General features: G+C 73.3%; 20 protein-coding genes. 7 read left to right on the top strand and 13 right to left on the bottom strand.

The genetic code is table 11. From position 1 onward, the window contains the following. Positions 1-94: 94 nt before the first annotated feature. Positions 95-739 (top strand): response regulator, encoded by a 645-nt coding sequence (locus ACIQF6_RS04635; protein WP_400890038.1) that lies wholly within the window; start codon positions 95-97, stop codon positions 737-739. A 56-nt stretch (positions 740-795) separates the two neighbouring features. On the opposite strand, the gene ACIQF6_RS04630 is transcribed toward ACIQF6_RS04635, so the two are convergent. Beyond that, the gene (locus ACIQF6_RS04630) at positions 796-2247 is read right to left on the bottom strand and encodes a sensor histidine kinase (RefSeq protein ID WP_400890036.1); all 1452 of its coding nucleotides are present in this window, start codon (positions 2245-2247) and stop codon (positions 796-798) included. A 461-nt stretch (positions 2248-2708) separates the two neighbouring features. On the opposite strand from ACIQF6_RS04630, the gene ACIQF6_RS04625 reads away from it, so the two are divergent. Further along, a complete protein-coding gene (locus tag ACIQF6_RS04625; RefSeq protein WP_400890034.1) occupies positions 2709-4778 on the top strand; it encodes a SpoIIE family protein phosphatase in 2070 nt (689 codons plus the stop codon). 28 nt (positions 4779-4806) lie between these two features. Here ACIQF6_RS04625 and murQ read toward each other — a convergent pair whose 3' ends face one another. Further along, positions 4807-5715, bottom strand: a complete 909-nt coding sequence (gene murQ / locus ACIQF6_RS04620; protein WP_400890130.1) for an N-acetylmuramic acid 6-phosphate etherase — start codon at positions 5713-5715, stop codon at positions 4807-4809. A 303-nt stretch (positions 5716-6018) separates the two neighbouring features. Between murQ and ACIQF6_RS04615 the strand changes: the two genes are divergently transcribed. Next, positions 6019-7536, top strand: coding sequence for an ArnT family glycosyltransferase (locus tag ACIQF6_RS04615; protein WP_400890032.1), 1518 nt, complete (start codon positions 6019-6021; stop codon positions 7534-7536). Positions 7537-7741: 205 nt separating this feature from the next. On the opposite strand, the gene ACIQF6_RS04610 is transcribed toward ACIQF6_RS04615, so the two are convergent. From ACIQF6_RS04610 to ACIQF6_RS04580, 7 genes are all read right to left on the bottom strand, one after another. Next, complete coding sequence (locus tag ACIQF6_RS04610) at positions 7742-8683, bottom strand: DUF5996 family protein (protein WP_400890030.1); 942 nt, start codon at positions 8681-8683, stop codon at positions 7742-7744. A 129-nt stretch (positions 8684-8812) separates the two neighbouring features. Beyond that, positions 8813-10477: a condensation domain-containing protein gene (locus tag ACIQF6_RS04605; protein ID WP_400890028.1), complete on the bottom strand. Its 1665-nt coding sequence runs from the start codon at positions 10475-10477 to the stop codon at positions 8813-8815. A gap of 26 nt (positions 10478-10503) precedes the next feature. Further along, positions 10504-11382: a hypothetical protein gene (locus ACIQF6_RS04600; protein ID WP_400890026.1), complete on the bottom strand. Its 879-nt coding sequence runs from the start codon at positions 11380-11382 to the stop codon at positions 10504-10506. After that, positions 11379-12116, bottom strand: coding sequence for a 4'-phosphopantetheinyl transferase family protein (locus ACIQF6_RS04595; protein ID WP_400890023.1), 738 nt, complete (start codon positions 12114-12116; stop codon positions 11379-11381). Before ACIQF6_RS04595 ends, ACIQF6_RS04600 begins: the two co-directional genes overlap by 4 nt. Next, on the bottom strand, positions 12113-13126 hold the full coding sequence (locus tag ACIQF6_RS04590) for a hypothetical protein (protein WP_400890021.1): 1014 nt from the start codon (positions 13124-13126) through the stop codon (positions 12113-12115). Before ACIQF6_RS04590 ends, ACIQF6_RS04595 begins: the two co-directional genes overlap by 4 nt. Before the next feature lie 2 nt (positions 13127-13128). Next, positions 13129-13512 (bottom strand): acyl carrier protein, encoded by a 384-nt coding sequence (locus ACIQF6_RS04585; RefSeq protein ID WP_400890019.1) that lies wholly within the window; start codon positions 13510-13512, stop codon positions 13129-13131. 135 nt (positions 13513-13647) lie between these two features. Then, complete coding sequence (locus ACIQF6_RS04580; protein WP_400890017.1) at positions 13648-14580, bottom strand: 3-oxoacyl-[acyl-carrier-protein] synthase III C-terminal domain-containing protein; 933 nt, start codon at positions 14578-14580, stop codon at positions 13648-13650. A gap of 196 nt (positions 14581-14776) precedes the next feature. Here ACIQF6_RS04580 and ACIQF6_RS04575 point away from each other — a divergent pair, with 196 nt between their 5' ends. From ACIQF6_RS04575 to ACIQF6_RS04565, 3 genes are all read left to right on the top strand, one after another. After that, positions 14777-15952 (top strand): glycosyltransferase, encoded by a 1176-nt coding sequence (locus ACIQF6_RS04575; protein WP_400890015.1) that lies wholly within the window; start codon positions 14777-14779, stop codon positions 15950-15952. Between the two features lie 243 nt (positions 15953-16195). Continuing rightward, positions 16196-17149, top strand: coding sequence for an ATP-binding cassette domain-containing protein (locus tag ACIQF6_RS04570; RefSeq protein WP_400890127.1), 954 nt, complete (start codon positions 16196-16198; stop codon positions 17147-17149). A 52-nt stretch (positions 17150-17201) separates the two neighbouring features. Beyond that, positions 17202-17966, top strand: a complete 765-nt coding sequence (locus ACIQF6_RS04565; RefSeq protein ID WP_400890013.1) for an ABC transporter permease — start codon at positions 17202-17204, stop codon at positions 17964-17966. A 150-nt stretch (positions 17967-18116) separates the two neighbouring features. On the opposite strand, the gene ACIQF6_RS04560 is transcribed toward ACIQF6_RS04565, so the two are convergent. From ACIQF6_RS04560 to ACIQF6_RS04545, 4 genes are all read right to left on the bottom strand, one after another. Next, complete coding sequence (locus ACIQF6_RS04560) at positions 18117-19424, bottom strand: PLP-dependent aminotransferase family protein (RefSeq protein ID WP_400890011.1); 1308 nt, start codon at positions 19422-19424, stop codon at positions 18117-18119. Beyond that, positions 19421-20602, bottom strand: coding sequence for an alpha/beta hydrolase (locus ACIQF6_RS04555; RefSeq protein ID WP_400890009.1), 1182 nt, complete (start codon positions 20600-20602; stop codon positions 19421-19423). Before ACIQF6_RS04555 ends, ACIQF6_RS04560 begins: the two co-directional genes overlap by 4 nt. Next, the gene (locus ACIQF6_RS04550) at positions 20602-21609 is read right to left on the bottom strand and encodes a class I SAM-dependent methyltransferase (RefSeq protein ID WP_400890007.1); all 1008 of its coding nucleotides are present in this window, start codon (positions 21607-21609) and stop codon (positions 20602-20604) included. Before ACIQF6_RS04550 ends, ACIQF6_RS04555 begins: the two co-directional genes overlap by 1 nt. Positions 21610-21713: 104 nt before the next feature. Further along, positions 21714-22820, bottom strand: coding sequence for an alpha-hydroxy acid oxidase (locus tag ACIQF6_RS04545; protein WP_400890005.1), 1107 nt, complete (start codon positions 22818-22820; stop codon positions 21714-21716). Positions 22821-23008: 188 nt separating this feature from the next. On the opposite strand from ACIQF6_RS04545, the gene ACIQF6_RS04540 reads away from it, so the two are divergent. Then, entirely contained in the window at positions 23009-24487 is a 1479-nt protein-coding gene (locus ACIQF6_RS04540; protein ID WP_400890003.1) for a class I adenylate-forming enzyme family protein, read from the top strand. Positions 24488-24698 lie beyond the last annotated feature (211 nt).

The following is a 24698-nucleotide window of genomic DNA, read 5'->3' as shown; positions in this document are numbered from 1 at the left end:
GCCTGACCCCTCTGCGTTCAGTTACCGTCGCACCCAATATTTCCGCTGGCCGCAGGCCTGCGGTCCCCCCACCTGGAGAGGAGAGTTCGCTCGAATGGCGGATGGCTCCACTGGTCGTACCGTACGGGTCCTGGTGGTCGACGACCATCCAGTGGTGTGCGACGGCGTGTCCGCGCTGATTCGGCGGGCCGAGGACGTGTCCGTGGTCGGCTCGGCCCGGACGGCGCGCGAGGGCGTGGCACTGGCGGCGACGCTGCGTCCGGACGTGGTGCTGCTGGATCTGCGGCTGCCGGACCTGCCGGGCTCCCGGACGGTACCGCTGCTGCGAGCGGCTGCGCCGGATGCCCGGGTGGTGCTGTTCACCGCGTTCGAGGATCGGAATGCGCTTTCCGCCGCTCTCGCGGCCGGTGCGCACGGCTGTCTGCTGAAGGACGTCACGGACACCGATCTGGTCGCCCAGCTACGGCTCGCCGCGGCGGGACAGCGGGTGCTCGACCCTCGGTTGAACGGGTCGGCGCCGGCCCAGTTGCAGGCCCGGCTGTTCCGGCTTTCGCTCAGCCGCCGCGAGTACGAGGTGATCCGATCGGCCGCGACGGGCCGCACCAACCCGGAGATCGCGGAGGAGCTCGGACTGACCCGGAACACCGTCAAGACCTATCTCCAGACGGCAATGCAGAAGCTCGGCGCCCGCAACCGGGTGGAGGCGATCCGCCGGGCGCAGCAGGAGCAGTTGCTCTGACGCCGGCGGGCCCGTGGCGTCGCCGGCCGTCAGGACGGTCAGGTTGGTCCGGCCGGTCAGTGCGGCAGCAGGGTCGACGAGTCCGGACGCCCGGGGAGCGGGAGTTCACCGCGCAACGTGGTGCCGTCCTCGTCGCTGTGCAGGTGGAGGCTGCCGCCGAGGCGTTCGTACCGGGCGCGCAGACCGGGCAGGCCGGCGCCGGTGGCCGAAGCACCCGCCGGGTGGTCGGTGCGACGGTCGGCGGGGCGGTCGGCGGAGCGGTCGGCAACGCGTCCTGTGGTACGGCTGGCGGTACGGTCGGCACGGGGTGCGGAAAGCGGTTTCCCGCTCGGTCCGGAAAGCGGTTTCCCGTGGCTTGCGGAGGACGGTTCCCGGCGGGATGCGGCAAGCGCTTTCCCGAACGGCCCGGAAAGCGGTTTCCCGAACGGGACGGAAAGCGGTTTCCCGTTGGGTTCGGGGCCCGGTCCGTCGTCGATGACAGCCACGTCGAGGCGGTGCCGGTCGTGGGTGAGGGTGACGGCGACCGAGTCGGCCCGGGCGTGTTTCTCGACGTTCAGCAGACCCTCTGCGACGGTGCGGCGCAGCAGGTCGGCACGTTCGGGGTCCAGGCAGGGAACGGGGCCGATGGGGACGAAGGTGGCGGGCGTGCCAGTGCGTTGTTCGAAGCTGCGGAGTGTCGCGGCGAGGTCGGCGGCGAGTCGGTCGCCGCTGCGGTCGCCGTCGCTGCGACCGGTGTCCGCGGGGCCGGGTCGGTCGCGGTGCAGGCGGGCGACGGCGGCGCGCAACGTGGCGGCGGCGTCGCCGAGTTCGCGTTCGAGGCGGCGCAGGCGGTCGGCGAGTTCGGGGTGGTGGGCGGTGTCGGCGCGCAGGTCGCGGACGGAGCTGCCGATCCCGAACAGCATGGCGCCGACGCCGTCGTGCAGTTCGGCGGCGATCCGGCGGCGTTCACCGGTGACAGCGGTGTCGGCGAGGGTGGCGGCTCCGTCGGCGACATCGACGGCGAGGGTGGCGAGGTGGGCGAGTCGGGTCAGGCCGTCGATGGCGCTGTCGCCGATCTGTCCGCTGCTGCGGATGGCTCCGTAGAGAACGCCCCGGGCGGGGCCGGTGCCGATCGGGAGGCCGACCATGCCGGTGACGGCTTCGCTGCCGACCTGCTGGTCGAAGTCGTGGGTGATCCGGCTGGAGCGGTAGTAGTCGGGGACCACGACCGCGCTGCCAACGGCCACCACCCGGCCGCCGAGGCCGAGCCCGAGCGGGATCCGCAGGTCGTGCAGGGTGCTGTGGAGCGTCCCCGACCAGGCCCGCAGCACCAGGTCCCGGCCTTCCACCAGCCCGCCGAGGCCGAGTTCGAACCCGTACTCGGCGCGGGCCCGCTCCGCGACGGCGCGCAGCGTGCGCCGGGTGTCGAGCACCCCGATCCGGTCGGCCCGGGCGCGTTCGATCCGGTCCAGCTCGGCGAGCGCGGCCAGTACGTCGGCCTCCCGTTCGCTCCCGCCACCGCCGTTCATGCGCGGCAGCGTACCGGGTCCTCACACCCGCCGGATCCGCCGAGCACCCTCCCCGTGCACCCATCGTGCACCCACCGCGCACCGGGCCCGACTGCCCCGACCCGGCAACCCCACCCCGCCCCGGCCACCGAACCGTCCGCCGCCACGCCCCGGTTCCACTCCACCCCGGCCCAGTCCAGCCCAGCCCAGTCCAGCCACCGAATCGACCACCGCCGCACGCCCGCCCCCACCACCGGGCACCCGACCCGATCCGGCCCGCACACCCGGCCACCCGCCCTCACGACGACCGCGCCACCGCCCCCTCCCCCGCACAGTGCCGTCCACCCCCACACCACTCGAACATATGACCTAATCCGCCGCCGGATGGCGCTGCTCGGCGTGGCGGTTTGAGGCGTCTGCGTCGCGGAGCGATGCTGAAGGCATGGCCTGGGGGTTGCTGCTCCGAAGGGGAATGTGCGGACATGGCGACACGGGTACCGGGCCGTGCGGCCACTGTGACGGTGGACGGCGCCGGCTCGATCACGGGATGGTCGGCGGCGGCCGAGCGCATGTCGGGGTTCTCGCCGGACCGGGTGCTGGGCCGTTCCGCGTTCGCCCTGCTGGCCGGTGACCCGCCGATCGCCGTGCTGCGCGCGGTGGTTCGGGGCGAGCCGTTCACCGGCATGGTTCGGCTGAACCGCGCGGAGCGCGATCCGGTGGCGGTGGAGTTGGCGATGGTCCCGGTGCGGACGGAGGGCGCCGAGCCGACCTGGGTGGTGTCCGCGCAGCCGTTGCAGCCGCTGGGAGCCGACCCGCCGCCGGTGATCACCGAGGTGCCCGACCGGACGACCCATCCGGAGGATCTGGCCCGGCGCCGGCTGGCCATGCTCGGCGCGGCCGGCCTGCGGATCGGTTCGACCCTCGAAGTCCAGCGCACCGCCCAGGAGTTGGCGGATGTCGGAACGGAGGACTTCGCGGACTTCGTCGGTGTCGACCTGCTGGAACCGGTGTTCGGCGGCGCTCCGCCGTCCAATGCGGGCCTGGTGTTCAACCGGGTGGCGCAGCAGTCGGTGCTGCCGGGTTGTCCGGAGGCGGCGGTGGAGGTGGGGTCGCGTGACGTGATCCTGCCCGAGTCGCCGATGGCGCAGGTGCTGGCTTCGGGTCGACCGGTGCGGACGGATGTCCGGGATCCGAAGCTGCGCAGTTGGATCGAACGGGAGCCGCGGCGGCGCGAGTCGGCGGCGGAGTTCGGGATCCATTCGTTGCTGCTGGTGCCGTTGACGGCCCGCGGGGTGACGCTGGGCGTGGCGATCTTCCTGCGGCACCGTTCGCCGGAGCCGTTCGACGACGACGATCTGGTGCTGGCCACGGAGTTGGCGGCGCGGGCGGCGCTGTCCGTGGACAACGCCCGCCAGTTCACCCAGCAGCGGGACACCGCGCTGGCGTTGCAGCGTTCGCTGCTGCCGGCCCGGACGCCCCGGCAGGCGGCGGTGGAGGTGGCGTTCCGCTATCTGCCGGTGAATGGCCGGGACGGGGTGGGCGGCGACTGGTTCGACGTGATCGCGCTGTCCGGCGCCCGGGTGGCGCTGGTGGTGGGCGACGTGGTGGGGCACGGGGTGCCTGCGGCGGCGGCGATGGGCCGGCTGCGGATAGCGGTGCGGACGCTGGCGGACATCGACATTCCGCCGGACGAACTCCTCACCCACCTGGACGACTTGGTGCTGCGGGTGGATCTGGACGAGCTGCCGGACGGCGGCGCGGCCTGGGCGGGCGGCAGCGTGGGGGCGACTTGCCTGTACGCGGTGTACGACCCGGTGGGGCGGACGTGCACGATGGCCCGGGCCGGCCACCCGGGCCCGGTGCTGGTCGGCCCGGACGGCGCGGTGACGTTCCCGGCACTGCCTGCGGGCCCGCCGCTCGGCCTGGGTGGACTGCCTTTCGAGGCCACCGAGTTGGCGATCCCGGAGGGCAGCGTGCTGGCGCTGTACACGGACGGCCTGCTGCGGGCCTCGGAGTTGCGCGGCGATCCGGCGCTGGGCCTGGACGGGCTGGCTTCGGCGCTGGCCGAGCCCGCGGATTCGCTGGAGGAGCTGTGCGACCGGGTGCTGTCCGTGACGCTGGGCTCGGACGCGCCCAGCGATGATGTGGCGCTGCTACTGGCCCGTACCCGGGCGCTGCACGAACAGGACGTGGCCGGCTGGGAGTTGCGGCGCGACCCGGCGGAGGTGGCACGGGCCCGCAAGCTGACGGCGGCGACGCTCGCCGGGTGGGGGCTCGAAGAGGCCGGTTTCGTCACCGAGTTGGTGGTCAGCGAGCTGGTCACCAACGCGGTCCGCTACGGGCTGCCGCCGATCGGCCTGCGGTTGATCCGCGACCGAGGGACGCTGATCTGCGAGGTGTCGGACGGCAGCAGCACGGCCCCGCACCTGCGTCGGGCGCGCACCTTCGACGAGGGCGGCCGGGGCCTGCTGCTGGTGGCGCAGCTGTGCCGGAACTGGGGAACCCGGCACACCCCGCGCGGCAAGACCATCTGGGCCGAGCAGCAACTCTGAGGCGGAGCCGCCCGGTTGGTCGGCCTCTTCAGTTCTTCAGGGCTTCCCGTACCGCGTCGCGGAGGCGTCCGTCGTGTCGGCCGAGCAGGGTGGCCGCGGTGGCGGCGTCCACGTCGGCGAGCAGCAGCAGGATGGCGTCCTTGACCTTGCCGTCGGTGGCGTCGAGGGCAGCGGCGACGTCGGCGGGTTCGGCGTCGGTGGCGAGGGCGACGATGCGGCGGCTGCGGTCGCGGAGTTTCTCGTTGGTGGCGCGGAGGTCGACCATCAGGTTTCCGTAGGTCTTGCCGAGCCGGATCATGGTGATCGTCGAGATCATGTTGAGGACCAGCTTCTGGGCGGTGCCGGCCTTCAACCGGGTGGAGCCGGTGAGCAGTTCGGGGCCGGTGACGATCTCGATGCCGTGGTCGGCGGCGGCGGCCAGTGCGGAGTTGCGGTTGCCGGACAGGCCCACGGTGAGTGCGCCGAGGGCGCGGGCGTGTTCGACGGCGGCGACGGCGTAGGGGGTTCGGCCGGACGCGGAGATGCCGACCACGGTGTCGGCGGGGGTGAGGTGCAGGGCGTCGAGGTCGGCGACGGCGGCGCTGCGGTTGTCCTCGGCGTTCTCGACGGCGGCGGTGAACGCGGCGGGGCCGCCGGCGATCAGGGCGACGATCTCGCCGGGCGCGGTGTTGAAGGTGGGCGGGCATTCGGCGGCGTCGAGGACGCCGAGTCGGCCCGCGGTTCCGGCGCCGGCGTGGATCAACCGGCCGCCGCGGCCCATCCGTTCGGCGATCGCGTCGACGGCAGCGGCGATCGCGGGGAGTTCGGCGGCGACGGCGCCGGGGACGGTGCGGTCCTCGGCGTTCATCAGCCGGGCGATCTCCAGGGTCGGCAGCAGGTCGATGTCCGCGTGCTCGGGCCGCCGCGTCTCGGTGGCCAGCCCGGCGAGCGCGGCCAGGTCCGCGGCCGACCCGCCGAGGCCCGCCGCAAGCCTGCCCTGCCCCGCGGTCGTCCCCACGACGCCCGGCCCCACGACCGCGGCCGACTCCGCGTCGCCGGTGCCTGCGTCTGCGCCGGTGCCGGTGCCTGCGCCGGCGGAGATGGGCAGGTCGCTGGGGTGCGGGGTACCGTTCACAGCGCCCGAGCCTACTGGGCGGCCGCCGCCGAACAGTCGTCCGCCGTCCCTCAACTGCCGTTTCCTGCCGAAGGTTTTCCGGGTCCACGCGGTGGCGCGTCCCGCTGCGTCTGGCACACTCCCCGCATGGACATTCGGGGGAATGGGGCCGCCGGCTTCGGCGTGCCCGCCGCGCTTTCGCGGTTCGCGTGGGGGCCGGTGCTCGCCGTCGTGGCGGGCGTCGTGATGCTCCAGTCGGCGCTGCTCGGACGGTACGGATTTCACCGTGACGAGCTCTACTTCCTGGCCGCCGGACACCACTTGGCGTGGGGCTATGACGATCAGCCGCCACTGACACCGCTGTTGGCGCGACTGTCCACCTCGCTGTTCGGCGAGAGTCCGGCGGGGCTGCGGGTGGTCGCGGTGCTGATGTGCGCCGCGACGATCGTCCTGATCGCTCTCGCCGCACGGGAGTTGGGGGCGCGCCGGGGCGGCCAGGTGCTGGCGGCGGCGGGTGCGGCGGTGTCGGCGATGGTGCTGGCGCTGGGCCACATGCTGTCCACCGCCGGCTTCGACCTGTTCGCCTGGTCGGGCATCGGCGTGCTGGTGCTGCGGCTGCTGCGCACCGGTGACCGTCGCTGGTGGGTGGCGATCGGCGCGGCGGTGGGCGTCGCGCTGCTGAACAAGGACCTGGTGCTGCTGTGGGCGGCCGCGCTGCTGCCGGCCATCTGGTTCACGGGCGACCGCCGGGTGTTGCAGGGCCGTTGGCTTCCGGTGGGCGCACTGCTGGCGGTGCTGGTGGCCGTGCCGAACCTGTACTGGCAGGCCCGGCACGGCTGGCCGCAGTTGACGGTGGCGTCGGGCATCAGCGGCAAGGACGGCCTGGCCAACCGGCTGACCTTCGTACCGATGCAACTGCTGTACCTGTCACCGGTCCTGGTGCCGGTATGGCTGGGCGGGCTGCGCCGGTTGTGGCGGGAGCCCGAGCTGCGCTGGGCGCGGCCGCTGGTGTTCGGCTACCTGGGGCTGTGTGCGCTGGTGCTGGTGCTCGGCGGCAAGCCGTACTACGCGCTGCCGCCGCTGCTGCTGGTGCTCGCGGCCGGGTGCCAGTCGACGGTGGACAGAATGTGGCCGGTGCGGCGCAGCCGGGCGCGTCTGGTGGGGGTGTTGCTGTTGGCGGCGGCACTGAACACGGTGATCACGCTGCCGGTGCTGCCCGCGCGTCAACTCCCGGTGGTGGCCTGGGTGTACAAGGAGTCGGCGGAGCAGGTGGGCTGGCCGGAGCTGGTTCGCGCGGCGGGCGAGGGGTGGGCGTCGGTCCCGGCCGAACAGCGGGACCGCGCCGTGGTGTTCGCCGTCGACTACGGCGAGGCGGGGGCGCTGGCCCGCTACGGCGGCGCGTACGGTCTGCCTGCGCCGTACTCGGGTCACATGTCGTTCGCGGACTGGGGTCCGCCGCCGGACTCCGCCACCGGCCCGGTGCTGCTGATCCGTCCTGCGCCGTATCCGGAGGTCGAGCGGGCCTTCACCGGCTGCCACGAGGTCGCCCGGGTCGACAACGGGCACGGTCTGGCCAACGAGGAGCAGCACGCGCCGGTGTTGCTGTGCGCCGGCCCGGTCGAACCGTGGTCGCAACTCTGGCCCCGGCTGCGGCACTTCTACTGAGTACCCGGCAGAGGCCCCGGAAACGACGGTCCGGCATTCGTCGGCGCCCGGCATCGACGATCCGATTCCGCTCGACCGCCCGTCCGCCCGCCCATCTGCCCGTCCGCCCGTCCGCCCGTCCGCCCGACGGTGCCGTTCTGCGGGCCCTCGACTCCGGCGAACGCGGGCCGTTGCGGGTCGGCGCCCTGCTGTTCTTCCGGCAGGGCTAGAGCGGCGGCGGCTTCCGCAGGACCGAGTCGGTGACGCCGCCCGGGCATTCGCGTCGGCGTCCCCAGCCGGCCAGGTCGGCACCCGCGCGGTAGGCCGACTCGAGGAATTCGAGCGCGGTCCCCCACGGGTCGTCGGCGGTCCGGACGTCCTGGTACTTCAGGAGGGCGAGGTGGCTGCCCCCGCCCGCGGTCCAGGAGGCAGCGGCCGGGTGCAGGGGACGGCCGGCGAGGTCGGCGGGTTCGGGGGCGGTGTAGCTGTAGAACGCGGGCTCGGGAACCTTGTCGTCGCCGAACCAGAAGCCGGCGCTGATGACTTCGCGGGAGTAGGCCTCGCGGGTGACGGGGTCGGCGGCCGGCTGGTCGATCTCCCGGTCGGAGAAGCGGGTGACGGCGATGTCGAAGGTGTGCCAGAAGTGGTGCACAGGACTGGTCTTGCCGGAGTAGCCGGCGGAGTACTGCTCCAGCAACAGGCCGACCTGGCTGAGGATGTGCCAGTAGGTGGTGACGGCGGCCGGGTCGTAGCTGCGGTGCTCGTTGTCGTCGGCGAACGGGCGGTGCGAGTCGGGCAGGTCGAACGGGTGGGGGTGCTCGGGCACGATGTCGATGTCGAGGTGGATGAGGGCCCGCAGGGTGTCGCGGTAGAAGTCGCCGACGGAGCGGCCGGTCAGCGGGAAGGAGTCCTCGGCGCCGTCGAGGGTGCGGATGTACAGCCGGTGGTCGGTGAAGTCGAAGTCGATGGTGAAGGCGTCGCCGCCGCGGGTGGGGCCGGTCGGGCGGGTGGTGATGCCGCGTCCGGTGAGGTGGAAGGGCACGTTCCACCAGTGGTTGCGGCGGGGGCTGCCGGCCAGCCGGATCTTGCCGATGACCTGGGCGAATCGGTGCAGGGTCTCCTTGGTGTCCCGCCAGGACTCCAGGGGCAGGGGCGGGAAGAGTTCCATGGTGCGCTCCGGCTGAGGGTAGGTCTCGACGGGTGGTGCGTCCCATCCTCGCGGGGGGTGCCGCGCCGTCCGGGTGCGACGCGCCCGGGTGGCGGGGAGACTGCTCCACCCGGGTGCCGCCGAGCGCCGTCAGTCCCGTCCGCTTCCGCTCCCGCCACTCCCGCCACTCCCGCTGCTGCTGTCGCTGTCGCTGTGGCAGCTGAGCACGTAGCGGTGCGGTGCCATCGCGGTGTCGTGCCCGGGCAGCGCGGCCATCACTGCGGCATGCGCCTGCTCGGGGGTGATCGTCCTCCCGCCGGTGTCGACTTCGGCCGTCAACTCTCCTCCCTCCCACCGAACTTCGACGTCCCGTGCGCCGAGCGCGGCGCGCAGCAGGTCGGCGACGGCGTCCAGGTCGATCCAGTTGGTGCCGATCTGCTGCCAGTTCGCCTTGTCGCGGCGGCCGACGGGGAGGCCGGTGAGGGCGGCGAGCTCGCCGTCCGGGCCGAGGCGGACGGTGCGCCGGCCGGCGAGGTCGAGCAGGCGGAGCAGGGCGTGCGCGAAGAGTTCGGTCTCCTCGCGGTCGAGGACGTCGGGGTGGGTGTGCAGGGTGAATTCGAGGCAGCCGGCGGTGCGCCAGATGTTGAGCATCAGCCGGGTGGGGGTGGGTTCGGCGGGGTACCAGGCGAGGTCGGGGTCGGTGGGCGGGTCGGGCCTGGTGGCGGCGACGGCGTCGGGGACGGTGGCGCTGAGGTCGTTGACGACGACGTGGCGGGCGAATCGGGCGCCGCGGCGGTGCGCGACGTCCTCGATGAGTTGCCAGATGCGTTCGGCGTCGAAGGTGGCGTGCCAGTAGCCGGACAGCGCCTGGGCCTGGGTGCGGCCGATCAGGGTGTCGAGGTCGGGACAGTCGGTGTCGACGGCGAGCAGGGCGTCCTGGGCGAGGGTGCCGATGTGGTCGGCGAGGCCGGGGCGGTGGCGGTTGGCGGAGAGTGCGGCCATCACCACGGTGGTGCGGGCGGCCCGGTGCGCGGCCAGCGCGGCGTAACAGGCCAGCAGGACAGCCGAGTTGGAGGCTCCGGTGCGCTGGGCGGCCCGGGCAAGAGCGGCGGCGCCGGCGGTGGAGCGGACGCCGAGGGTGGGCAGCTGGGTGTCGTTGGGGCCGATCCGGTCGTCGGCGAACACGGCGGAGGGCTGGTCGGCGAGGATGTGTTCCCAGTGCCGGAGCGCGGCGCGGGTGCGGCGCTGCCCGGAGCTGGACTGCTCCTGTTCGGCGACCTCGATCGGGGTCGGAGCGGTGGGCGCGGAGAGGGTGCCGCCGGCGGCCAGGGTCAGCCACTCCTGAAACAGCAATCCGGTGGCCACGCCGTCGAGTTGGGCGTGACAGATGACCACGGCGAGCAGCACGGGAATTCCGTGGCGGGTGATCAGGCCGAACCTGAGCGGAAAGTCCGCGGCCAGCTCGAAGGCCTGGCGGCGGCCGTCCCAGCAGTAGCGTTCGGCGCACTCGGCCGGGTCCTCGCCGTCCTCGAGTTCGATCATCCGGACGGTGAACTCTCCGGCGCTGCGGACGCGTTGGCGCTCGGGTTGGCGGTCGGCGGGGCCGGGGAAGACGGTGCGCAGGGCGGCGTGGCGTTCGGCGAGGGTGCGCAGAGCGGCGAGCGAGCGCGGAAGGTCGGCGGTGGCGGGGATGGTCCAGGTGGCCTGCTTGTTCATGTGCGAGGGTTCGTCGTGGCGCAGGCAGCGGATCATGTTGTCCTGGCCGAGGGTGAGCGGGCCCTCGGCCTCGGGGGTGTCGACTGCGAATTGCACCACGACGTCTTGCTGTTGGGACACGTGCGTCAATCTCCGTTCAGGGCGGTTCTGATGTCCTCGGGCCAGTCGGTGGGGCGGGGGCCGTGGGCGTGCAGCAGGGCCAGAGCGATCCGGTCGAGACCGAAGGCGGTGCAGGCGGTGTGGCCGGGCGCGCCGTCGGCGGTGAAGGCGAAGGCCTCGCCGAAGTGGTCCTTGTGGATGTTGGCGGAGGCGATCGCCTGCACCAGCCCTTCGGCCACCGGGACGCGCAGTTCGAACTTCAACTCCTGGGCGCGCTGGGCGGCTTGGTAGAGGCGTCGGCCGCCGCCGAAGAACGGGTCGTCGGCCAGGTCGATCGACGGCTTGAGGCCGAGCGTCTCCAGCCAGTCGGCGACCCGCTGCAGCCAGTGCTCACGCCAGTCCAGGCAGTGCGCGGGCGTGCCGGCGGTGACGAGTTCGGCCATCCGGAAGGTGCGCAGCCGGCCGGGTTCGGCGGTGGCTTCCTGCCGGAAGCACTGCGCTTCGACGCTGAACCGGGCGGGGCGGTCGAGGTCCTGGCCGGTGAGGGTGGCGTACACGGGGTAGCAGGCGGCGGGCAGCAGGACCAGGTCGGACACCGTCTGCTGGGCGTGCCAGGGTCCGGACTCCGCGACCATCGGGGCGAGTTGACGCCAGTCGGCGGCGCTGCCGGTGTAGCTGTGCACGGTGCCGAGCAGGTGCGGGAAGGAGGCCACGTAGCCGGCCCGTTCGATGGTGGCGCGGGAGATCACGGGCGGCACGACCAGCCGCTCGAACGGCTCGTCGACGGCCAGTCGGGCGATCGCCCCGCGCAGCGCTTCGTGCAGCTTCTCGTAGGCGGCGGGCTGGAGTTGGACGCCGGGCGCGGCGGTCGGCAGCGGGGTGGCGTCGTCGGGGTGGCGGGTCATGGTCTGCTTTCGCGGTCGGGCCGACAGATGGCGGAAGTGCGGTTGGCGTCGAACTCGTCGTTCCAGTCCGCCGGGTGGGTCAGCAGCGTCGGCCGGAGCGGCCGGACGCCGGTACGGGCGACGGCGGCCCGGAAGCCGGGCGGCGCGGGCAGGTCGTGGACGGTGCAGGGACCGAGCGGCCCGTCGACCCGGAACGACCCGCCATGGCCGCCGGGGGCGCCGACCGGTCCGACGTGGGTGCGCAGCCCGTCGGCGAGACGGCCGCCGTACGCCTTGGTGTACGCCTCCTTGCGGGTCCACCTGCTGGTGAACTCGGCTGCGCCGCCACCGGTTTCGGAGGGCGGGTAGTAGCGCCGGGCGAGTCGGGCTGCGGCGTGGTCGGTGGGGACGGGTTCCAGGTCCACGCCGATTTCGCCGTCCCCGCCGGCGCGGTGCTGGACGGCAAACAGCGCCCACGGTCCGGAGGTACTCAGGTTGACGCTCAGCTCACCTGCCAGGCCGACGGGTTCGGGTCGACCGTGCGGGCCGCGCCGCCAGCGGATGCGCTCCGGCGGGGCGCCCGCAGCAGCGGCAGTCAGCCGGCGGGCGGCGGCGTGTGCAGCCAGATAGCGGTTGCGGCGCGCGCCGCCGGGAATGCGGGCGGCCCGGTCGATCTCCTCCGGATCGATGAACTCCATTAGCAGGGCCGCCTGTTGGGCGTTGATGTCGGTGTCGATCAGCCAGATCTCGCTCATCCGACCGGCTCCTCCGGCTCCTCGAACGCCTCTGACTCCTCGATCTCCTCCGGCTCCTCATCAGGCTCCGTGGGCTCCTCGAATACCTCGCAGTCCTCGAGCTCCCCAGACTCCGTGGGCACCTCGAACGCCTCTGGAGCCTCTGACGTCTCGGGTGCCCAGCAGGCCAGGTCGAGCCTGCCGGTCTCGGGTTCCCGGTCGGCGAGCGCGAGCGCCCGCCCGGCGAGCCGCAGGTCGGCGAGCGCGTCGCCGAGCGCGGCCCAGCCCCCGGTGTACGGGCTGCCCGGCCGGGCGCGCCGGACCTCGACACCCGGGGGCGCAGGGACGGCGGCCAGTCCTGGGCCGAGCAGCAGCAGCGTCCGCACCGGCAGGCCTGCTGCCAACCGCGCCAATTCCTCCCCCACTTGGTCGCCCTTCACCCCGCTGCTGCTCGCCAGCAGCTGGAGCGGGCGGCCTCCCCCGTCGGCCTCCCAGAGCAGCGCAGCGGCCGAGTGCCGCTCGGGCAGCCGGGCCGGGCGGTGCGGCCGGTGGTGCAGGTCGGCCTGTTCGGCGACGATCAGCAGGGCCCGCCGCGCGCCGCCGGTGCGGGCGTAGGCGTCGGTGATGCCGAGCGCGCTGAACGTGCCGCCGACTCCTTCGTCGCAGACGGCGAAGGCCAGCGGATCGCCGGGGCACACGCCGGCGAGCTGGGTCGCCACCGACTGCCCGGGGCGGACGTCGGGCGTGGCGTACACCAGCACCAGCAGGTCGACCGGCCGGGTCGCGTCCACCAGCCCGCGCACGGCGAGTTCTCCGAGCACGGCGTAGGACTGGCCGCGGGCCCCGGCCAGCGCGTCCTCGTCGAGGGCCACACCGTAGGGGCGGGCCAGGTCGGCGGTGAAGGTGCGCAGGTCGGGGTCGGCGGCGAGCGGGGAGTCGCCGGTCAGGTCGACGGTGCGGGCGGTGGTCAGGCGCAGCGGGGAGGCGGTGCGCGGCAGGGTGGTGGCGGGCAGCGGTCCGCGGACGCGCACGCTCAGTCCTCGGCGATGACGTGTCCGGCGACGAAGCCGGCCAGGGTGCCGACCGATCGGAGGTCGTCCTGGTCGATGCCCTCGACGTCGATCTGCACGTCGAGGTGGTCCTCCAGCTCCAGGATGAGTTCCAGGGTGGCGGCCGAAGTGAGGCCGACTTCGTCGAACAGGCAGGCGTTCTCGGTGACTTCGGGCAGCTCGCGCTTGAGGACGCGGGGTAGCAGCAGCAGGATGCCGTCGAGTGCGCGGCCGCGCAGTTCGGGGTCGACGTCGCCGCTGCCCGGTTCCTCCCCAAGGGCGGACGGATCGATGGCGGACGGATCGGCGACGGACAAATCAACGACGGACGGATCGACGGCGGACGAATCGGTGGCGGGGTCGGTCATGGCGATTCCCTGTCGGCGGGGCCCGGGTGGTGCGGGCCGGGTGCGGCGGCGCTCACGCGGCGGCGGGTGGCGCGGCTCCTTCGCCTGGACGCGCCGGTCCGGGGGCGGCGGGCGCCCCCCGGGTCGGCGTGTGCCTCAGTGCTGGAGCACCATGGCGGCGAAGGTCGCGCCGAGTCCGGACGCGGCGACCAGGTAGCGGTCGCCGTGGCGGAGCAGGCCGCGGCCGGTGGCGGTGTGATGGTTGAGCAGGATGTCGGCGGCGAAGCTGTGCCCCACCGCCGGGACGTTGTCCAGCACCACCCGGTCGGGCGGGTACCCGATCTGGCGGCAGATCCGTTGCCAGGAGATCCGGTTGACGCTGTGCGGGAGCAGCAGCCGAATCGACTCCCAGCTCTCGCCGGCTTCGTTCAGCGCGGCTTCCATCACCGCGACCATCAACTCCGGGTAGCTGCGCTGGTAGCGCGCCAGCAGCTCCGGGTCGTCGGCGAGTCGCCCGTCGAACTCGCCGTGCTGGTCGACCGCGTAGGACAGCACGCGGTCGCGTTCGCCTTCGGCCCGTACCAGAGCGGCCGCCGCCCCTTCGCCGAAGAGGGCGGTGTCCGGAACGATGCGGGCGTCCCGGGTGAAGGTCTTCTCGCCCGCCAGGATCAACGCCAGCGCCTCGGGGTCGGGGTCTGCCGCCAGCAGCCGACCGGCCACGTCGAGCGCCAACAGCGAGCCGGCGCAGGCGTGGTGGGTGATGGTGAAGGCACGGGCGTGCGTCAGCCCCAGACGGCCGAGCGCGTCGTGCAGCGGGTTGTGCGGATAGGGTGCCGCGATCGGCAGGCTGCGCGCGTGCAGCACGTACTTCACGCGGTGTTCGTTGCCGGACAGCGGGGCCAGGGCCTTCGCTGCGGCGGTGAGCAGATCGGTCAGGTCTCCGTCGTGGTCCACCCTGACCTGGTCGAGGCCGTGGAAACGGCGGAAGAGCCTGATCTGACGATCGGTCAGGCCTAGGCGTTCTCCGACCAGTTCGATCGGTTCGGCGACGGTCGGAAGGTGGACGGCGACTGCTTCCAGCGCGGTCACGCGGGCTAGTATTCCCACGCCTCACCGGCCCGCACAAGGGATCTCCGGCGTTTCCTTCCCGACTCCCCCTTGTGGTCTGTACCAGTTCTCCCTCGTTGGCACACGATGTGCACAGATCGCTCCGCGCGACCCGCCGATCCCGGGCGCCTGCCGCGCCGTTGGACCTCCTCGACTCCCCGCCCGAAAGGACTCCCCCATGCCCGCATCCACTCCCCCCGGGGCCTCGCTGCGCCTGCTGATCGTGGTGCCGCCGCTCGCCGGGCATCTGCTGCCGGCCCGGACGCTGGCCCTGGCCTGGGCCGCGCGCGGACACCAAGTCGCCTGGGTGGGGCCGGAGTCGGCGTTGCGTCCGGTGCTCGGGCCGGACGCCCTGGTGCACCCCACCGGCGCCCGGTTGTTCCGGGAGCAGGCGGTGGGCGGGGCGGCAGCGGTACGGTCGCTCTGGGACGGCTTCGTGGTGCCGCACACCAGGTTCACGCTGGGCGCGGTACGCCGGGCGGTCGAGCAGTGGCGGCCGGACGTGGTGCTGGTCGACCAGCACAGCCCGGCGGGCGCGCTGGCCGCCCACGGCGCGGGTGTGCGGTGGGCGACGTTCGCGCCGTCCTCGCTGGAGATCGGCGATCCGCTGGGCGGCGACGGCGAGTTGACGTCCTGGCGGGACGGGGTGCTGCACGGCTTGTGGGAGCGGGCCGGTCTGCCGGCCGACGAGTTCACCGACCCGCGCTTCTCCCCCGGCCTGGTGATCGCCCCGACCTGCCGGGAGCTGGCCGGGCTCGACCGGGTGCCCGCCGAGTACGCCCTGGTCGGACCCCTGCTCGCGGACCGCACCGAACTCGCCTTCCCCTGGGAGAGGTTGGATCCGGACCGTCGCCGGGTGCTGGTCAGTCTGGGCACCCTGTCCGCCGAGGTGGCGGACGACTTCCTGCGCCGGGCGGCCGGCGCGCTCGCCGAACTCCCGGACGTCCAGGCCGTGGTGGCGGGCCCGGCGGTGGCCGGGCTGCCGGCGGACGCGGTGGCCGGTGAACGCGTTCCGGTGCTGGAACTGCTTGAGCGCGGGGCGGTGGACGCCGTACTGTGCCACGGCGGGATGAACACCGTGGCCGAATCCCTCGTCCACGGGCGGCCGTTGGTGGTCGCCCCGATCCGCCACGACCAGCCGGTCACGGCCGGACGGCTGGCCGCCCTCGGTGCGGCCGTCCATGTCGACTTCGCCACCGCCGGCCCCGAGCAGCTGCACGCGGCGCTGCGCTCCGTTCTCGACGACCCCTCGTTCCGCACCGCCGCCGAGCTGCTCGGACGCCAACTCCTGGCGGGTGGCGGCGCGGTGGCAGCGGTTGAACGGCTGGAGCGGTTCGCCCGCGCACCGCACTGAGCACCAGGTCCACCACCTGGTCCAGACCATTGTGGCCGGGCGGGGTGGGGCCCTAGGGTCTGCTCCGACATCCCCCGGCCTGCCCGCACCGCCACCCGCGCCACCACCTGCGCGCTGCCGCCCCCACCACCTGCGCCACACCCGTCCCACCGCGTGCGCATCCGCATCCGCATCCGCGCTCGCACTCGCACTCGCATCCATCGCATCCGCATTCACCGACCAGCACAGGAGTCCGGGTTGATCGTGACCAAGGGGCTGCGCAAGTCCTTCCGGCCCCGCCGCGGCGCCGCCACCGTCGACGCGGTGCGCGGCATCGACCTCGACGTCGCGGAGGGCGAGATCTACGGCCTCCTCGGCCCGAACGGCGCCGGCAAGACCACCACGCTGCGCATGCTCGCCACCCTGTTGCCGCCCGACGGCGGCGAGGCCACCGTGGCCGGCGCCGACCTGCGCGCCGAACCCGGCGAGGTCCGCCGCCGGATCGGCTACGTCGCCCAGGGCGGCGGCACCACCGACCACGCCACCGCCCGCGAGGAACTCGTCCTGCAGGCCCGGATGTACGGCATCGGCAAGGCCGAGGCCCTGCAACGCGCCGAGCAGGGCCTGACGGCCTTCGACCTCGCCGAGTTCGGCGACCGCCCCTGCAAGACGTACTCCGGCGGCCAGCGCCGCCGCCTCGACCTCGCTCTCGGCGTCGTCCACCGCCCCAGGGTGCTGTTCCTGGACGAGCCCACCGTCGGCCTCGACCCGCGCAGCCGCGCCCAGGTCTGGACGGAGGTCCGCCGGCTGCGCGAGCAGGGCATGACGGTGCTGATCACCACCCACTACCTGGACGAGGCCGACGCCCTGTGCGACCGGATCGGCATCGTCGACCACGGCGGCATCGTCACCGAGGGCACCCCCGAACAGCTCAAGCAGGAGATCTCCGGCGACGCCGTCACCATCGGCCTGCCCCGCGCCGAGGACACCGCCCGCGCCGCCCACATCCTCGCCGAACTCCCCTGCGTGCGACGCCTGGAGGCGCTGCCCGAGGAGGACGGGCTGCGGCTGCACGTGGACTCCGCGGCCACCGCGATCCCACAGCTGCTGCGCGCGCTGGCCGCCACCGGCCTGGAGCCGGACCACGTCCAACTGCAGCGCCCCAGCCTGGACGACGTGTTCCTCGCCCTCACCGGCCGCCCGCTGGTGCACACCTGACGGTTCGTCAGTTCACTTTCGCCTCCCCGACGCCGACGCCCCCGAGGAACCCGTGAAGCTCGCCCGCGACACCTGGCTGGTCTACCAGCGCCAACTGCTCCTGATGGCCCGCTCACCCGCGTGGCTGGCCGTCGGACTGCTCCAACCCCTGTGCTACCTGCTGCTGTTCGCCCCGCTGCTGACCTCCGCTCTGGCCGCGTCCGGCGCGCACAGCACCGCCGACGCCTACCGAATCTACGTGCCCGGCCTGCTGTCCGCCCTGGCCGTGATGGGCGGCCTGTTCACCGGCTTCACCCTGCTCGGCGAACTCCACGCCGGCATCATCGAACGGTCCAGGGTCACGCCCGTCAGCCGGGTCGCGCTGCTGCTCGGCCGCGCCCTGCGGGAGACCACCGCGCTGCTCGTCCAGTCCCTGCTGATCGCCGTCCTGGCCATCCCGTTCGGACTGACCGTCGGCCTCACCGACCTGCTGCTCGCCATGGCCCTGCTCGCACTGATGGCCCTGATGGCGTCCTCGGTCTCCTACGGGCTCGCGCTGCTGGTGCCCACCGACGCCGCGCTCGGCCCCGTCGTCAACACCATCGCGCAGCCACTGGCGCTGCTCTCCGGCACCCTGCTGCCGATCGCCCTCGCCCCGGCCTGGCTGCGCACCGCCGCGTCCTGGAACCCCTGCTACTGGGGCGTCGAGGGCATGCGCGCCCTGTTCGCCGGCCACCTGGACGCCCCCGAGGTCTGGCGCGGCCTGCTGCTGACCGCCCTGATGACGGCCCTCGCGGTCGCCTGGGCCGCCCGCCTGTTCGCCCGCCGCATCCGCTGACACCTCCGGCGCTGCCTTGCGCCGGGCAAGGAACCACCGGGCGCAAGGCAGCGGCGAGCAGGGCGGCACCGAGCAAGGCAGCGCCGAAGGGGGGCCCGGCATCGTTCGCCGGGCCCCCTTCGGCGCTGCCCTGTCAGCTCCTCCGAGCCGTCAACTCTCCTGGGCCGTGCGCTCCGCGACGAACCGGGCGAGCCTCCGCACGCCCGCCACCACCTGGTCCGGCGTCAGGTACGAGCAGGACAGCCGCAGCTGGTACTCGCCGCCGCCACCGGGGTGGAAGCCGTCCATCGGGGTCCACAGCACTCCGTACTCGCGGGCACAGGTGTCCAGGGCCTTGGCGTCGGCCCGGAACGGGACGGTGACGACCGCGAAGAAGCCGCCCTCCGGGCTGTTCCAGGAAACTCCGGGAAGCGACCGGAAAGCGTTTTCCAGTTCGGTCAGCAGCACATCCATGTTGTGCGCGTAGAACTGCCGGGCGGGTTCGTTGGCCTCCCGCAGACGCAGCCCGCCGGCCAGCAGCATGCCGCCGATCACGGCCTGGCTGAGTGCCGAGGTGTTGACGGTGGTCATGCTCTTCAGCTTGGCGAGCTCGTCGGCGAGCAGGCCGATCCGCCCGTCCGGTGCGGCCACCTGCTGGTCGGCGAGCACATAGCCCACCCGGGCGCCGGGGAAGCAGGTCTTGGCGAACGACCCGAGGTAGACGACGTTGCGCCGGTCGCCGTCCAGCGCCTTCAGGGTCGGTCGGACCGGCCCGTGGCGGCCGAAGAAGCCGTACGGATTGTCCTCGATCAGCAGGACGCCCGTGCTCTCGGCGACCTCCAGCAGCCGCCGGCGGGCGGCCTCGTCCAGGCTGGCGCCGCTCGGGTTGGCGAAGTCCGGAACGACGTAGCAGGCCCGGGGGCGCTTCCCTGCAGCGCGCAGCTCGTGCACCGCCGCGGCCAGTGCCTCCGGGTCGAGGCCGCCGTCGGGGCCGGCCTCGGGCACCGGGCGGACCGTCAGATCGAGCAGGCGGGCAGCGCCGGTGACCCCGACGTAGCAGGGCGAGGAGACCAACAGGACGTCGTCCGGGTCCGCGCACAGGGCCCGCAGAACCAGCAGCATGCCCTCCTGCGCGCCGACGGTGACCACCAGCGCCTCGGGGTCGGCGGCCATGCGCTCGTCGGCCTCCAGCGCCCGGGCGATCAGCGGCGCGATCAGGCCCTTGGTCCGCCCGTACTGGAACACCTCCTGACGGACCTGGCTCTCCGTCATCCCGCGCTCCTCGCGCAGGTGCCGCAGGTATCGGTCGAGGTACCCGGCGATGTCCGCAGGGTCGAAGAACTCCTCGTGCGGGCGTCCCGGGGCGAACGAGATCGCCTCGGGGTAGCGTCCGGTGACCTCGTTGAGGAAGGTCATGGCGTCCAGCAGCGGGTCCGACAGCGAGCCGTGCAGCTCGCTCAGTCGCAGCACCCCGCTCACCGGTCGGCCACCGCACGGTCCACTGGCGCGGCCCTGCGCACGGCCGCCGCAGCGTTCCCGGGCGCGGCCCGGTGCACGGCCGCCGCAGGGTTCCCGGGCGCGGCACGGTCCGCGGCCGCCGCAGGGTTCCCGGGCGCGGGCGTGGGGGCCTCGTACGCCGCCCTCAGCTGTTCTGCGGCAAAGAGTTGGGCTTCCCGGCCGTCGTCCAGGACGCCGGGCATGGCGAAGAACCCGTGCGGCATGCCGGGGTAGCGGCGCAGGGTGACGGGAACGCCGGCGGCACGCAGGGCGGCGGCGTACTGCTCGCCCTCCTCCCGCAGTGGGTCGTACTCGGCGGTGATCACGGTGGCCGGCGGCAGGCCCCGGTGGTCGGTGGCCCGCAGCGGGCTGGCGAGCGGGTGCGCGGCGTCGGCCGGGTCGGCGAGGTAGTGCGACCAGTACCAGGCCACCGAGTGCCGGTTGAACAGCGCCGGGTCCTCGCGGCCGTCCGCGCCACCGTCAACGAGCATTGACGAATCGACTGCTGGGGAGACCCGGTAGTCGGTGTTGGGGTAGACCAGCAACTGGTGGACGATGCCGGGTCCGCCGCGCTCGCGGGCCAGCAGCGTGAGGGCCGCGGCCAGGTTGCCGCCGGCGCTGTCGCCGCCGACGGCGATCCGGGCCGGGTCGAGGCCGAGACGTGGAGCGTTGCGGGCGATCCAGTCGAGGGCGGCCCAGCAGTCGTGAACGGCAGCGGGGAAGCGGTGTTCGGGAGCGTGCCGGTAGCCGACGGCCAGGACGTCGGCGCGGGTGGCGTTGGCGAGCGCGCGGCAGATCGGGTCGCCGGTCTCCAGTGAGCCGAGTGCCCAGCCGCCGCCGTACAGGTACAGCAGCGCGGGGCCGAGGCCGTCGACCTTGGCCGTGCCCGTGGCCGTATCTGTGGCCACGACCGCGGCAGTGGCCGTCTCCATGGCCGTGGCCGGTGCCTGCGGGCGGTAGTGCCGCAGGGTGAGCGGGCCGCCGGGGCCGTCGATGGTGAACTCCTGGACGGCGGCGACGGGTTCGCCGGCGCCCGCGGCGGCGCGCAGGTCGGCCAGGTCGGCGGCGCGGGCCCGGTCCAGGGTGAGGGTGTACAGCGGCGGGGTGTCGGCGGCGGCGCGGCGGGCGCGCCAGGCTTCGGCCTGCGGGTGCAGTGGCATCAGTGCGGTCCTCCGGGGGCGACGGCCTCCAGGTAGATCGACTCGTCCTTGCGGAAGGCGGTGTCGAGGTCGGCCACGTCTGGGCGTGCACCGCGCTGGAACTCCTGTCGCCGGATGGCGAATTCGTGATAGCCGGCGCGGTCGAGGACGTGTCGGAGCTCGGCTTCGTCGTAGATCCACCGGTGTCCGAAATGGTAGAAGATCTGGTTCAGCATGAAGGCGCGGCGCTCCGGCATCGGCGGGCCGACCCGCATGGTGCGCAGGCGGCGGCGGTGGCGGCGGAAGAACTGCTCGCCCCCGTCGAGGTATCCCTCGATGTAGCGGGCCAGGTCGGGGGTGGTGAGGCGGAGCACACCGCCGGGGCGCAGGATGCGGCGGACTTCGGCAAGCCAGTGCACGGCGGTGCCGAGCGGGACGTGCTCGATCAGGTGCTCGGCGTACACCCAGTCGACGCTGCGGTCGGCGAACGGGAGCGGCCGGTCGATGTCGAGCTGGGTGAACAGGTTGGCGCCGTCGATCCGGTAGACCGGTCCGGGGTGGGTGGCTTCGTGGTCGGTGTGCAGGCCGACCAGGTCGGTGCCGAGGCCGTGCGGGTGCCGGGTACGGAACGCCGCGAACTCGATGCCCGTGACGCCGAGCTCCTGGAAGTCCTGGTACGTGTACGGCACTTCGGGACGGACGGAGTCGATCGAGGCGCACCGGGCGAGGTTCTCGGTGAACGCGTCGGTGCGGGCCTCAAGCCCGGCGGGGTCCTCCCAGTCCCAGTCCGCGAACAGGTCTCCGACACCTCCGGGTCCGACGGCTCCGGGTCCGACGGCTCCGGGTCCGACGGCTCCGGGTCCGACGGCTTCGGGTCCGACGGCTTCGGGTCCGACGGCTTCGGGCACCGCGGAATCGGCTGCGGCGAGTTCGGCTCCGCCGGGCTCAGGTCTGGCGGGCTCAGGTCTGGCGGGCTCGGCTCCGTCGGGCTCGGGGCTGGCGAGCGAGGGTTCTGCGGTGGTCGCCACGGGGGTCCTTTCCTGCTTGCGTGAGCGGTGCGCGGGGGCCACACGAATCGCCCATTGTCGGTGTCTCGTCATGAGCCCCTATATATAAGGAGAGAGATGCGCCCTCAGGAGGGCCGCGCGGCCGGGAACGGCCAGGGCGCGAGCGCCGTGCGGTCGAGGTCGGTGAGCGCGGGTCGACCGGCCAGCACCATGGTGTCGAGCAGCTCCTCGCGCAGCAGGTCGAGCACGGCCTGCGCGCCGTCCGCGCCGCCGTGCGCGAGCCCCCACAGCACGGGACGGCCGACCAGCGCGGCGCGGGCGCCGAGCGCAAGGGCCGTCGCCAGGTCGGAGCCGTGTCGCAGGCCGCCGTCCACCAGGACGGGGAACTCGGCGGGGACGGCGTCCACGATCTCCGACAGAGCGGCCAATGCGGGCGGTGTACCGTCGAGTTGACGTCCGCCGTGGTTGGAGACGATCAGCGCGTCCACGCCGTGCTCGACGGCCAGCCTGGCGTCCTCGGCGGTGAGGACGCCCTTGAGCACCAGCGGCAGGCGGGTGCGCTCCCGCAGCCAGGCCAGGTCGGCCCAGGTGATGGTGGGATCGAACTGCTGCCGGGAGTGTTCCTCGATGCCGGAGCGGCCGACGGCGGACCGACCGGCGCTGCTGGTCAGCCGAGGGTCCAGGTTGGCGGCGGTCAGGCCGGCGGGCAGCGCGAACGCGTTGCGCAGGTCGCGCAGCCGCCGACCGACCTTGGGCGCGTCCACGGTGAGCACCAGCGCCCGGTAGTCGGCCTGTTCGGCGCGCCGCACCAGCGCGGTGAGCGCGTCGCGGTCGCGCAGCCAGTACAGCTGGAGCCAGCGCGGCGCGCCGGGTGCGGCGGCGGCGATCTGCTCCAGCGTGCGGCTGGCGAAGATGCTGACGATCAGCAGCGCGCCGGCCTCGGCGGCGGCCCGGGCGGTGGCGCATTCCCCGTCGGGGTGGGCGAGTTGGTGGTAGGCCATCGGTGCGACCCCGAACGGGGCCGCCAGCCGCGCGCCGAGCAGCTCGGTGCCGCAGTCGGGCGCCGAGACGTCGGCCAGGACGCGCGGGCGCAGCACGTGGTGACGCCAGGCGTCGAGGTTGGCCCGCAGAGTCCACTCCGCTCCGGCGCCGCCTTCGAAGAAGTCCCAGGTCGCGGGCGGCAGCAAGCCCCTGGCCAGCGCGCCGTGCTCCGCCAGAGTGAGCGGAACCATCGTCTCCGAACCTCCTGATGATCCGTCAACGGGTGCGAAAACGAGGGACAGCGTAGGGGCCCGGCCGCCACTGGTATAGACCTTGACCCTCGATGCGCTCCCGTGCAAAGGTCGGCACCGACGGGGGATCCACACTGAAGCATCACAACTTCCAATCCATGCTTCCTATTCGAGCGCGTGGAGTTGCGTTGACCCTGATCCCAACCCCGGTACGCGGCCGCACGGTTGCCGCGGACTGGGTGGACGAGCAGTTACTCGCCGGACCGGACGGCGAACCGTGCCTGCGCTTCGGCGCTCCGGTGAGCAGGGGCACGCTGCGCGCCCTGGTGGCCGAGCGACAGCGGCAGTTGGCCGCGGCCGGCCTCGGTGAACACGGCACGGTCGCGCTGCGGATGCCGCCGTCGGCGGAGTTCGTCGCGGTGCTGCTGGCCGCATGGCGGGCCGGCGCCCGGGCGGTCCTGCTCGACCACCGCCTCACCGCCGTCGAGGTGGACCGCGCGGTGGACCGGCTGCGCCCCCGGGTGCTGGTGGAACTTGCCGACGGCCGACCGAAGTTCACCGCCTTGCCGGAGAAATCGACCGGCCCCGAGGCGACCGGCGCCGCGTCGACCGGGCCCAGGGCAACCGCCCCCGGGGCGATCGCCGGACCCGCCGGGGCCGACCACCACGCGCTGATCCAGCTCAGTTCGGGCTCGACCGGACCGTCCAAGGTGATCGGCCGGACGGCGGGCGACCTGCTACGCGAACTCGACTGCTACGCACGGCTTCCGGAGTTCCCGACCCGTGGCGAGCGCACCGTGCTGCTGTCGTCGACGGTGCACGTGCTCGGCCTGGTCGGCGGACTCCTGCACGCCCTGCACGCCGGGGTGGAACTGGTGGTGCCGCGGCGGATGACCCCCGCCGGCATCCTCACCGCGATCGCCGACGGCACCGCCCCGACCACCGTGATCGGGGTGCCGTTCCACGCGGAGTTGCTGGCCGCCGTGGCTGCTCCGCCCCAACTCCCGCAGTTGCGGCGGATGGTGGTGGCCGGCGAACTGGTCCGCGTCGGGCTTCCCGCCGCGTTCCGCGAGCGCTACGGTGTGCCGCTGGGCACCATGTACGGGATGACCGAGACCGGGGTCATCGCCACCGACCTGACGGGCCGCCACCATCCGGCCCTGCAACCCGTACAAGGTCTCGAACTTTCCCTGGACGCCGACGAGTTGCACATCGTGCGGCCACACTCCCCGTACCTTGGCCTGACCGACCCGACCCGTTGGTCGGACGGCCTGCTGCACACCAGGGACGCCGCGCTGCTCGACGCCGACACCGGACGGGTGACGGTGCTGGGCCGACGCGACTCACAGATTTCCATCGGCGGCCTCAAGGTCGACCTGAACGAGGTCGAGCAGACCCTGACCGGGCTGCCCGGCGTGGTCGAGGCCGTGGTGGTGTTCGCCGACGGCGCGATCGAGGCGTACGCCGCGACCGCCGACGGGACCTCTCCCGCACCGTCCGAACGGACCGATGCCGCCGAGCAGTTGCGCGAACTGCTCGGCAGGGAGTTGGCGGGCTACAAGCTGCCCCGCCGCCTGCACCTGATGCCGCAGCTCCCCCGGACCGCCACCGGGAAGCTGCTGCGGGACGTCACCGCCCTGCGCCGACAGGTCGACGCCGCCCGCTGATCCGCACCCCTCTCCCCTTCCCCTGTTCCCTCGCAGTGCGCCCGGCCGGGTGGACGGCTCCAGACACCGTCCGCCCGTCCGCCGGTACGCCCTGCCCTCAACCCCCTTGCAGTAACACCCGATTGCAGCAGAACTCCCGAAACCCCGCTGCACCGAACCGCGACACCCCGACAGACCGACAGACCGACACCCCGACGCGCTGGAGAGAGCA

It is taken from the genome of Kitasatospora sp. NPDC092948, from assembly GCF_044754805.1.
Lineage (GTDB): Bacteria > Actinomycetota > Actinomycetes > Streptomycetales > Streptomycetaceae > Kitasatospora.
The sequence above is the reverse complement of the archived record's forward strand: the minus strand, read 5'-3'. Positions and strand labels throughout refer to the sequence as shown.